The organism is Streptomyces sp. SID13031 (assembly GCF_010548305.1).
Lineage (GTDB): Bacteria > Actinomycetota > Actinomycetes > Propionibacteriales > Kribbellaceae > Kribbella.
On sequence record NZ_JAAGLV010000020.1, the window covers coordinates 148,322 to 158,226 of the forward strand.

The 9,905-nt window shown below is 68.1% G+C and carries 7 protein-coding genes and 1 pseudogene; 3 read left to right on the forward strand and 5 right to left on the reverse strand.

The features are described from left to right. Positions 1-31 precede the first annotated feature (31 nt). The 3 genes from G3I17_RS32455 to G3I17_RS32465 all read right to left on the reverse strand — a co-directional run bounded on the left by G3I17_RS32455 (position 32) and on the right by G3I17_RS32465 (position 3,843). Positions 32-2,173 carry an MMPL family transporter gene (locus G3I17_RS32455; protein WP_203591058.1) on the reverse strand — a complete coding sequence of 714 codons (2,142 nt, stop codon included), beginning with the start codon at positions 2,171-2,173 and terminating at the stop codon, positions 32-34. A gap of 85 nt (positions 2,174-2,258) precedes the next feature. Next, positions 2,259-3,236 (reverse strand): DJ-1/PfpI family protein, encoded by a 978-nt coding sequence (locus G3I17_RS32460; protein WP_164601768.1) that lies wholly within the window; start codon positions 3,234-3,236, stop codon positions 2,259-2,261. A 7-nt stretch (positions 3,237-3,243) separates the two neighbouring features. Continuing rightward, a complete protein-coding gene (locus G3I17_RS32465) occupies positions 3,244-3,843 on the reverse strand; it encodes a cysteine hydrolase family protein (protein ID WP_203591059.1) in 600 nt (199 codons plus the stop codon). 229 nt (positions 3,844-4,072) lie between these two features. Here G3I17_RS32465 and G3I17_RS32470 point away from each other — a divergent pair, with 229 nt between their 5' ends. Next, positions 4,073-5,281 (forward strand): aldose epimerase family protein, encoded by a 1,209-nt coding sequence (locus tag G3I17_RS32470; protein WP_164601770.1) that lies wholly within the window; start codon positions 4,073-4,075, stop codon positions 5,279-5,281. Positions 5,282-5,447: 166 nt separating this feature from the next. Beyond that, a pseudogene (locus tag G3I17_RS32475) lies at positions 5,448-6,400 on the forward strand (GrpB family protein). A 3-nt stretch (positions 6,401-6,403) separates the two neighbouring features. On the opposite strand, the gene G3I17_RS32485 reads toward G3I17_RS32475, so the two are convergent. Next, a complete protein-coding gene (locus G3I17_RS32485; RefSeq protein WP_164601775.1) occupies positions 6,404-7,186 on the reverse strand; it encodes an SDR family NAD(P)-dependent oxidoreductase in 783 nt (260 codons plus the stop codon). A gap of 111 nt (positions 7,187-7,297) precedes the next feature. Here G3I17_RS32485 and G3I17_RS32490 point away from each other — a divergent pair, with 111 nt between their 5' ends. Next, positions 7,298-7,894, forward strand: a complete 597-nt coding sequence (locus G3I17_RS32490) for a TetR/AcrR family transcriptional regulator (protein WP_164601777.1) — start codon at positions 7,298-7,300, stop codon at positions 7,892-7,894. Positions 7,895-7,974: 80 nt separating this feature from the next. Here the strand turns inward: G3I17_RS32490 and G3I17_RS32495 are convergent, their stop codons facing one another. Further along, the gene (locus tag G3I17_RS32495) at positions 7,975-9,765 is read right to left on the reverse strand and encodes an HNH endonuclease signature motif containing protein (protein ID WP_164601779.1); all 1,791 of its coding nucleotides are present in this window, start codon (positions 9,763-9,765) and stop codon (positions 7,975-7,977) included. Positions 9,766-9,905: the final 140 nt, after the last annotated feature.

Genomic DNA, 9,905 nt, shown 5'->3' on the forward strand with positions numbered 1-9,905 from the left:
GGCGAGTTGCACCTCGCCGGCCCCGGCTTCTCTAGACCGTGACCAGCTCGCGGTCATCGGCAGGCACCGGCTGGGCCTTGTGCAGCTTGTTCGGCCACCAGGCCTTGCGGCCGAGCAGGACCATGATCGAGGGCAGCATCACGATCCGGACCAGGGTCGCGTCGATCAGTACGGCGACGGCCAGCCCGACCCCCATCTGCTTCATCTCGATCATCCCGAGCGAAGCGAAGACGGCGAAGACCGACACCATCACGGCCGCCGCGCTCGTCACCACGCCGGCCGACTCGGTGATCCCCTTGCGGACCGCCTCCTGCGGCGTCAGCCCGGCGCGGACGCCTTCGCGGATCCGGCCGAGGACGAACACGTGATAGTCCATCGACAGCCCGACCAGGATGACGAACAGGAAGACCGGGATCCACGAGACCACAAACCCCGGTGAGGTGAAGTCCAGCAGCCCTTCGGCCCAGGTGTGCTGGAAGACCAGCGACAGGACGCCGAAGCAGGCCGCCACCGACGCCAGGTTCAGCAGCGTCGTGACGAGCGCGATCGCCAGGCTGCGGAAGGTGAAGGCCATCATCAGCAGCGTCAGGATGAGAACGAACGCGATCACATAAGGCAACTGGTCGCGCTGATGCTGCCCGTAGTCGACCTGCTGCGCCGTCTCGCCGCCGACCGCCCACTGCACAGAGCCGAGAGCTTGCGGTGCAAGGCCATTGCGCAACTGCTCCAGAGCCGCCCGCGCATCTTGACTCGTATCCGGCCGGACCGACACCAGCGTCAGTACTGCGGTGTCCCCCGCGCGCCGGATCTCGCTGCCCGGCGTCACCACGAACGCCTTGCTCGCCACCGCGGCCTGCTGCAACTTCGCCAGCCCCGTGGTGACTCCGTTGCCCTTAGCAACTATGTCGTAGGCCATCCCCTGCGACGGGAAGTTCTGCTGCAGCGCCGTCATCGTGCGCACCTCGGGAATGCTCCGCGGCAACGTGCTCAAACCACCCGGCTCAGTCTTCATCCCGAGCGCCGGTACTGCGAGCGCGACCACCGCGACGGCCGAGATCAGCAACGCGACCTTGGGGAAGCGCAGCACAGGCGCCAGGATGCGACGGCTGATCCCCGCCGGACCGATGCGCCGGTTGAGCCGCCACAGCAACGGGACGCGCGGGCGGTCCACCCGATGGCCGAGCTTGACCAGCAGCGCGGGCAGGACCGTGAGCGACCCGAGGACCGCCACCGCGACGACGACGATCGTTGCCGTGGCCATCGAGGAGAAGACCGGGTCCTGCGCGACGTACAGGCCTGCCATCGAGACGATGACCGCGAGGCCGGAGACCACCACCGAGTGTCCCGACGTGGCCGCGGCGATCTCGACGGCGTCGACCGTGCTGTGACCGCGTTGCCGTTCCTCGCGTTCGCGCTTCAGGTAGAACAGTGAATAGTCGACGCCGACGGCCATGCCGATCAGCAGCACGACGTTGGCCACCGAACCACCGTCGGGGAAGAGATACGACAGCGGCGCATAGAAGCCGAGTGCCGCGCCGATGGCCGAGAACGCCAGCAGGACAGGGATTCCGGCCGCGATCAACGCACCGAAGGCGAGCAGCATCAACCCGAACGTCAGCGGCAGACTGATCTTCTCGGCGCGGGCCAGGTCGGCGCCGACCTGCTTCCAGATCCCCTTGTCCACCGAGGCACTGCCGGCCTGCTCGATCGTCAGCGACGGGTTGGCCTTCTGTACCTCACTGGTTGCTGCAAGCAACTTGTCGACGTTGTCGGCGGCATCGTCGGCATTGCCCTTCAAGGAGATCGGCAGCAGCGCTGCCTTCCCATTGGCGGCCCAGACCGGCTGACCGACGGCCTCCACCGCGTCGATCGCCGTCACCTTCTGCCGGAGTTGGGCGAACGCAGTGGTGGCGGCCGCCTTGTCCAGCGGGCCGTCGGAATCGGTCAGCAGGACCGTCTCGCTCGGCTTGCCCTCGAGCCCGGCGTCGCGGATCAGCTCCGACGCCGTCCCGGACTGACCGATCCAGGTGTCCTGGGCCTTGGTCTTCTGGGTCGGGATCGCAATCATCAACCCGACCGCGACGATGACGAGCATCAGCCAGAGGCCGATCGCCCGCCATGCATGGGTGGCACTCCAGCGCGCGACGCGCACCGTCATCGATCCCCTGCTCATCCTGGTTACCTCTCGCCGCACCCGCCCGGGCGCTCTGCCCGGTTCACCAAAAGCCTGGTGGCTAGCCGGAGAGATCTCAGGAGTGTCAGACCCCGTGGGATAGGGGAGTTACGTCTACCCCTGCGACCGGCTGGGGCCCCGTGAGTGGCTCGGCGACTGGGCGGGCACGAAGACGGCGGAGCATCCGGGCGTCCTCGAAGCCGACCGCGCGCGCCGCGGCCTCGACGGTCGAGCCGTGGCCGATCAGGTGCTCGGCCCGCTCCAGCCGCAACAGCTGCTGATAGCGCAACGGCGTGAGGCCGGTGGCCTGGGTGAAGATGCGGGTCAAGGTCCGCTCGCTGACGCCTACACCGGCCGCCAGGTCAGAGAGTCGTAGCTGGTCGGCGTACCGGCTGTCGATGATGTCCTGGACGCGGTGGGCCAGGTCGCTGAGGTGGCCGCGGTGGCGGAGCATCGCGCTGTCCTGCGGCTCGTCACCGTTGCGGCGCGCGTAGACGACCATCTCCCGCGCGATCCGCGCCGCCACGTCGGCTCCCCGCGCGGCAGCGACCAGGTGCAGGGCCAGATCGATCCCGCTGGCGATCCCGGCCGACGTGATCACCCGGTCGTCGACGACATACAGGACGTCGCGGACGATGTTCGCCTTCGGGTAGCGCGCGGCAAGCTCGTCGGTCAGGTCGTGATGCGTCGTGTAGCGCCGCCCGTCCAGCAGACCGGCGGCGCCCAGCGCGTCGGCGCCCGAACACACGCTCGCGACCGAACCACCCGCCGCATGATGGGCCCGCAACCGCTGCTTGGCCAGCGCCGAGATGTGCGGGGTCGGCGTGAACCGCGGCGATCGCCAGCCCGGTACGACGATGAGGTCGGCGGGCCGGAGCTCCGGCCAGTCCAGCCGCGCCCTGATCGGCACCCCCTGGGCGGTGATGATCTCCGGCGCCTCCGCGAGGTAGGTCAGGTCGTAGCCGTAGCCGAGGTCGTTCGCGGTCGAGAACACCTGGGCCGGACCGGCGAGGTCCAGCAGGTGGAGTTTCGGCAGCAGGAAGAAGACGACCCGGGTAGGCATGATCCGGTCAGGATGCCATGACCGGCGGAGCCACCTCGTCCAGTGTCCGGATGGTGGCGAACCGGCCCGCGAGTACGTATTCAGTCCGCTCGACGACCGACTCCGGGGAGAGCGTGCGCCGATCGGCCAGTACTTCGGCCAGCGTCGCGTCGGCCGGCATCGTCCAGTGCGGCAACGGCGTGGTGGCGGTCGCCTCGGTCACGAACGTGACGTCGTACCCGAGATCGGAGGCGACCCGGGCGGTCGTCTCGCAGCACTGCTCGGTCCGGATGCCGCTGATGACGACCTCGCGAATGCCGTGCTGGGTGAGGACCTGCTGCAGATTGGTCGTGGTGAAGGCGTTGTGAGCGGTCTTGGCGACCACTGGCTCACCCTCGGCGGGCTCGAGTCCTTCGATGAAGCGGACGTGCCCGTTGGCCGGGTCGAAGGCGCCGCCGCTACCGGGCTCGGTGTGCAGCACCCAGACGACCAGGTCGCCGTTCGCCCGGGCAGCGTGGACCAGGCGGTTCACCCGGTCGGCGATATCGGGGTGGTTCACCACGCTCCAGTTCTCCCGGACGCGGAAGGATTCCTGGACATCGATCACAAGCAGCGCTGTCTGAGTCATGACTCCATCGTCGGCCCTCGATCCGGTCCACGGTAAGGCTCCATCCAGCCCCGGACCGGACGGATCCGGTCAGCCTGACCGCCACCTTGGCCGCTATCGGCCAGTCATCGGACGAATTCGAACCGTTACAAACTATTCCAAACACTGGACAACCCTGCTTACAGTGCCGGGGTCGGCCATGTGCACGCTCTCCCGCGCCGACACCGCCCAGTACAAGTGAGGGGATTCCATGCCTGACAATCTGCCCCGACGGCAAATTCTGCGAACCGCCGGTGCGCTCGGACTCGGCGCTGCCGCCGCCGGTGCGCTGGCCGGTGGGGCCGAAGCCACGCCGGATAAGGTCGCCGCCATGGGTTCGCAACACGGTCACGGTCGGCTCGAGATCCGCAAGGATCCCTTCGGCACCACGCCCGACGGTCAGGCCGTGGACGTCTACACGTTCACCAACGGCCGGACGACGATCTCGATGCTGACCTGGGGTGCCACCATCCAGCGCGTCGAGACGCCCGACCGGCGCGGCCGGACCGAGAACATCAGCCTCGGTTTCGACAACCTGCCCGACTACGCGGCACTCAGCCCGTACTTCGGCGCCACCGTCGGCCGCTACGGCAACCGGATCGCCAAGGGCAAGTTCACCCTGGACGGCCACAACTACCAGATCCCCGTCAACAACGGCGAGAACGCCTTGCACGGCGGCACGATCGGCTTCGACAAGCGGGTCTGGAAGGCCAAGGTCGTCAAGTCGTCCTCGACCGTCGGGGTCGCGTTCACGTATGTCAGCCCCGACGGCGAGATGGGCTTCCCGGGCGAGCTGACCAGCACGGTCACGTACACGCTCGACAACCAGGACAACCTCCGGATCGACTACCTGGCGACCGTCGCGGGCAAGCCGACCGTGCTCAACCTGACGAACCACGTCTACTTCAACCTCGCCGGTGAAGGCTCGGGGTCGATCGACGGCCACGTGCTGCAGCTGAACGCGCCGAAGTACACGCCCGTCGACGCCGGCCTGATCCCGACCGGCGAGCTCACGCCGGTGGCCGGTACGCCGTTCGACTTCAACACCCCGACGGCGATCGGCAAGCGGTTGCGCGACGACCACCCCCAACTGGTGATCGGGCGTGGCTACGACCACAACTTCGTCCTCGGCAAGGCAGGCGCCGACGGCCTCCGCTTCGCCGCCCGCTTCTGGGAGCCCGGCGAGGGCCGCACGGTCACCGTGCACACCAGCCAGCCCGGCGCCCAGTTCTACAGCGGCAACTTCCTCGACGGCACCTTCTCGGGAATCAGCGGCAAGGCCTACCGCCAGGGCGACGCCTTCGCCTTCGAGACCCAGCACTTCCCCGACTCCCCCAACCAGCCCACCTTCCCCTCCACAGTCCTACGCCCCGGCCAAACCTTCACCTCCACCACCATCTACACCTTCGGCACCAAGTAGCCGGTACTACATTCGAGCCATGCAGATCGTCGCGGTGCTCGCCATCGAAGGCGCAGTCGCGCTCGAGGTAGCCGGCGCCTGCCAGGTCTTCGCGGCGGCGCACGACCCGATCGGCGGCGAGCCGCTGTACGACGTACGGGTGTGTGGTGACCGGGCCGGTACGACCATGCGGGCGCATCGAGTGGAGATCTTCCGCGCGCAGGCGCCGTACAGCTTCGACGATGCGTTGGAGGCTGACACGTTGATCGTGCCAGCCTCCTACGCTCCGTCCGCCGAGGTGCTGGCGACCGTGCGGGAGGCGCATCTCAGGGGGACCAGGATCGCGTCGATCTGCACGGGGGCGTTCACGTTGGCGGCGGCTGGATTGCTTGATGGCCGGGTGGCTGCGACGCACTGGGCGCATGCGGAGAGGCTGGCTCGGGAGTATCCGCAGGTCGAGGTGGCCACTGACGTGCTCTATCTCGACGATGGGGATCTGCTGACCTCGGCGGGAGTGACCGCTGGGCTGGATCTTTGTCTTCATCTGGTACGTCGGGATCATGGCTCGGCAGTGGCGGGGAACGTCGCGCGGCGGCTGGTGATGGCGCCGCATCGCGATGGTGGGCAGGCGCAGTTCATCACCGCTCCCACCGTCGCCGGCGACCACCCCAACGGCGTACCGGAGAACCTTCTCCCCGATCAGCCTCCCCGGATGACACTTCTGGCGGAGTACGACGAAGCGTGGGCGGCGCAGTACGCACCAGTGGCCGAGGACTTGCGGAAGGCGTTCGGTGAGACGGTGACCGAACTGGAGCACATCGGCAGCACCGCTTCCACCACAATCCTGCCGGCCCACCCGGTCGCCGTACCTACACCAAGGTCCAGAACGGCATCCTCACCCACAACCTGCACGTCTTCCCCACCGAGGTCTGGGACACCCTCAACCAGCGCATCCTCCGCGACCACCTCCGCCGAACCCCGGACGCCGTCCGCCGGTACTCCGAACTGAAGCGCCGCCTCGCCGCCGAAGGCCTCACCGGCTTCGACTACACCGCCGCCAAAACCGGCCTGATCCAGGAACTCACCGACGAGGCCCGCCGGCGCCGCGGCCTGCCGGCCGTACCCGTCTGGGAAAGCTGAGCCTCAGACCGTCTTGATGGAGCCGGCGTCGATCAGATAGTCGGCGCCGATGATGCTTGCCGTCCGGGGTGAGCAGAGTTGGACGACGAGCGCCGCGACCTCGGCGGGCTCGATCAGGCGACCGGTCAGCATGCCGACCTGCTGCGGCAGTCCCGCGAGCAGGTGCTCCTGCGGAATCCCGAGCTGCCGCGCGAGCTGACCGCCGTACCCGGCTGGGTCTTCCCACAGCGCAGTACGGACCGGGCCGGGTGAGACGGTGTTGACCCGTACGCCCTGCGGTCCGAACTCCTCGGCCAGTGCTTTGCCCAGCGCGGTGAGCGAGGCCTTCGCCGTCGTGTAGGCGACCGGTCCGGCGGAGGGCATCCGGGCACCGTTCGACGAGATGTTGACGATCGCGCCGGACCGCCGGATCAGGCTCGGCAACGCCGCCCGAGTCACCTTGACCGCGGCGAAGAAGTTCAGGTCGAAGATCTGCTGCCAGGCCTCGTCCTGGAAGTCGAGGAACCCGGCCGTCCCATCGCCGTCGCCACCCCCGACGTTGTTCACCAGCAGGTCGATCTCACCGAGCTCCTCGAGCGCCGATGCCACCAGCCGCTGCGGCCCAGCTGCGTCCGACAGGTCAACCTGTACTGCGAACGCGCCCGTCGCCCGGAGCTCCGCAGTACTGGTGCGGGCCGCTGCGACGACGCGGACGCCCTCCTCGACGAGGTGCTCGACGACAGCCAGGCCGATCCCCCGGCTCGCACCGGTGACCAGAGCCGTCTTGTCCTTCAACTGGAGATCCATGAGCGGAAGCCTCTCGCTAGTTGCATCTGGAGTGATGTCGAAAACGTACTACATGCAACACCATTGTTGCAAGTAACCAGGAAGGCGCGACCTTGGAGTAGTCTTTGAGGTATGAGTGAAGTAGCTGCCCGTCCACTGCGCGCGGACGCCGAACGGACCGTGCGGACGATCATGGAGGCCGCCGAGCGGACCCTCGGCCGGAACCCGGCGGCGACGATGGAAGACATCGCGGCCGCGGCCGGGGTAGCCCGGACGACCGTGCACCGGCGGTTCGCGACCCGCGAGGCGCTGATCGCGGCGATGGCGACGTGGGCGACCCAGCAGCTCGCCGACGCGGTCGACGCGGCCCGGCCGGAGTCGTCACCGCCGCTGGTCGCGCTCTACCAGGCGACGGCGAACGTCCTGCAGGTCAAGATCTCCTGGGGCTTCTCGATGAACAGCGCCTTCGCGCAGGGCAGCGAGAGCGAGCGGATCCACGCCGGCGTGGTCGAACGCTGCGACCAGCTGTTCCGCCGCACCCAGGAGATCGGCATCCTCCGCGCGGACGTCGATCCGGTCTGGGCGCGCCGCGTGTACTACGCCTTGATCCACGAGGTCTGCCAGGACGTCTCGAACACCGGCACAGCCGACGCCGACACCGATGCGCTCGCAACCCAACTGATCGACACCCTGCTGCACGGCGTCGGCACCCCGGCCACCCAGCTCTGAGCCGACGGCGACCCGCTGGGACGTGGAGCAAAGGGTTGGGAGCTCAGCGGGACGCTCCCGGGCGCTGGCTCCCCAGCACGTCAGGTTTGGTTCGGTTGTGGATCGTCTGTTGATGGCCATGGTGGTGGTGTGGGGCAGGTCGGGAGCCAGGGGGTGGCGGGGTTGTTGCGGTAGCGCCGGCCGGTGGGGCTGGTCCAGGTGTGACTGCCGCCGGGGTTGGGGTGGATCTGCCAGCCGCCTTCGTGCTTGAGGCGGTGGTGGTGCCTGCACAGGCACCACAGGTTGGCCGCGGTGGTGCGTCCACCGGCGGCGAATGCGGTCCGGTGGTCGAGGTCGGTGAATTCCGCAGGCCGATTGCAGCCCGGGAATCGACAAACGCGATCTCGCAGCCGGACATACCTGTCCAATGCTGCTGATGGTGTGTATCGGTCGGGATCACTCGGGGGTGGTTGGTCGGTGATCTGGACTTCGATGCGTGAACCACCGCTGCAGGTCGCGGCGGCGGGAGCAGCAGCAGGCGTCGTACCGGCGTCGGCGTTCGCCATGCGGGCTTCGGTGTCGGCGGTGCGGGCGCGGTGGATCGCCGCGCCTGGGCGGGAGCTGTTGGGGGTGGCGGGAAGGTTCGGCAGCAGGGTGCGCGCGAGGGCCCTGAGGAGATGCTTGTGCAGCGAGCTCTGCGGGATGGGGCCGTGGTGGTCGGCCTCGCCTCCGGTGGATTCCTCGCCGTTGATCAGCGCGCGCACCTCGGCCCCGGTCGCATGGATGACGACAGCGGCGTCGGCCCCGACCACTGTCTCGTCCATCACCTCGCGATCGCGAGACAGGTCGTGATCGGGCGAAGGTCCGCGATCGGCGCAGGGTCCAGGATTGCTATTGCTATTGCTATTGCTATTGCTATTGCTATTGCTATTGCTATTGCTATTGCCGTCGTTGTGGCGCGCCGCGCTCTGGGGGTGCTCGGCGTCGGCAGAGGTGTGGTTGGGGCGCTTGGTGCGCGGGAGGAGACGGCTGAGGGCGATGTCGTTGCGGAGCTGGTCCATGGTGCGGGTGTCGCCCTGGCGGCGCAGGTGGACCGCGGCGCGCGACAGGCTGGTCATTACCGCGGCAGAGTCGACGGCATCGTGGTCGTGGACCAGGTCGGCTCTGCCGAGGTCGTTGGTGTGCATCCGCACGGATCGCTCGTCATCGGCGCGCTGGTGGACCTTGTCGGCCGCGGCCGGGGACCGCTGGGCGGCCTCGCGCTGGCAGGCCTTCTTGATGCCCGCCAGTTGGTTGTTCCGGGCCCAGTCCAGGATCGCGGCTTCGGCGGCGTGGATGTCGTCGATGTCGTCCAGGACCGACAGTTCGTCCACGATGGTGAACGCCGCCCGTTCGGTCAGGATGCCTTCGGTCAGTGCGTGCAGAGTCGCCGGGAAGTTGTGGACGAGCTCACAAGACGTGTGGATCCGGCGCATCGCGTGTCCACGGTGCACCTGGAGGACCAGGGCGATCTCGTCGGCGACCGACCGCAAGTCACCGGCGATCCAGCGACGTTCACCCGCGGTTGCGGGCCGGTCGCCCGGTGCCGGGCGGCGGTGTCCCAGATCTGCTGAGACACCCTGCAGGGAGTCGTCGAACCCGGCAACCGCCTCGGCCTCCAAGGCGGCCAGGCGAGCCTTCAGCAGGCCGATCGCCTCTAGCCGGTCGAGCCACCCGTGACCGGTCAGCTGCGCGGTGTCCTGGTGGACAACGGCCGCATACAGCAACGATCCGTGATCGGAGTCGCCCTCCACGTCGTACCGCATCAAGCACTCCAGCCGGGGCCGCCCGGCAACCTGCCGCACTGGGCGCGGTGGCCCGCCGGTCGGCTGATCGCTCGGATGCCTGCTCATGAATCGAGCATACGTGGCTCTCCTCGGGCTTCTGTGGGTCTGCCGGTGACCGAGGAGGGTCTTTTTGTTGTCTGGTTGGGCTTTGCGGTGTGTTGGCCCGTGAAATGAGCGACGCGCACGTGTTCGCGCTTTAGGTTCGG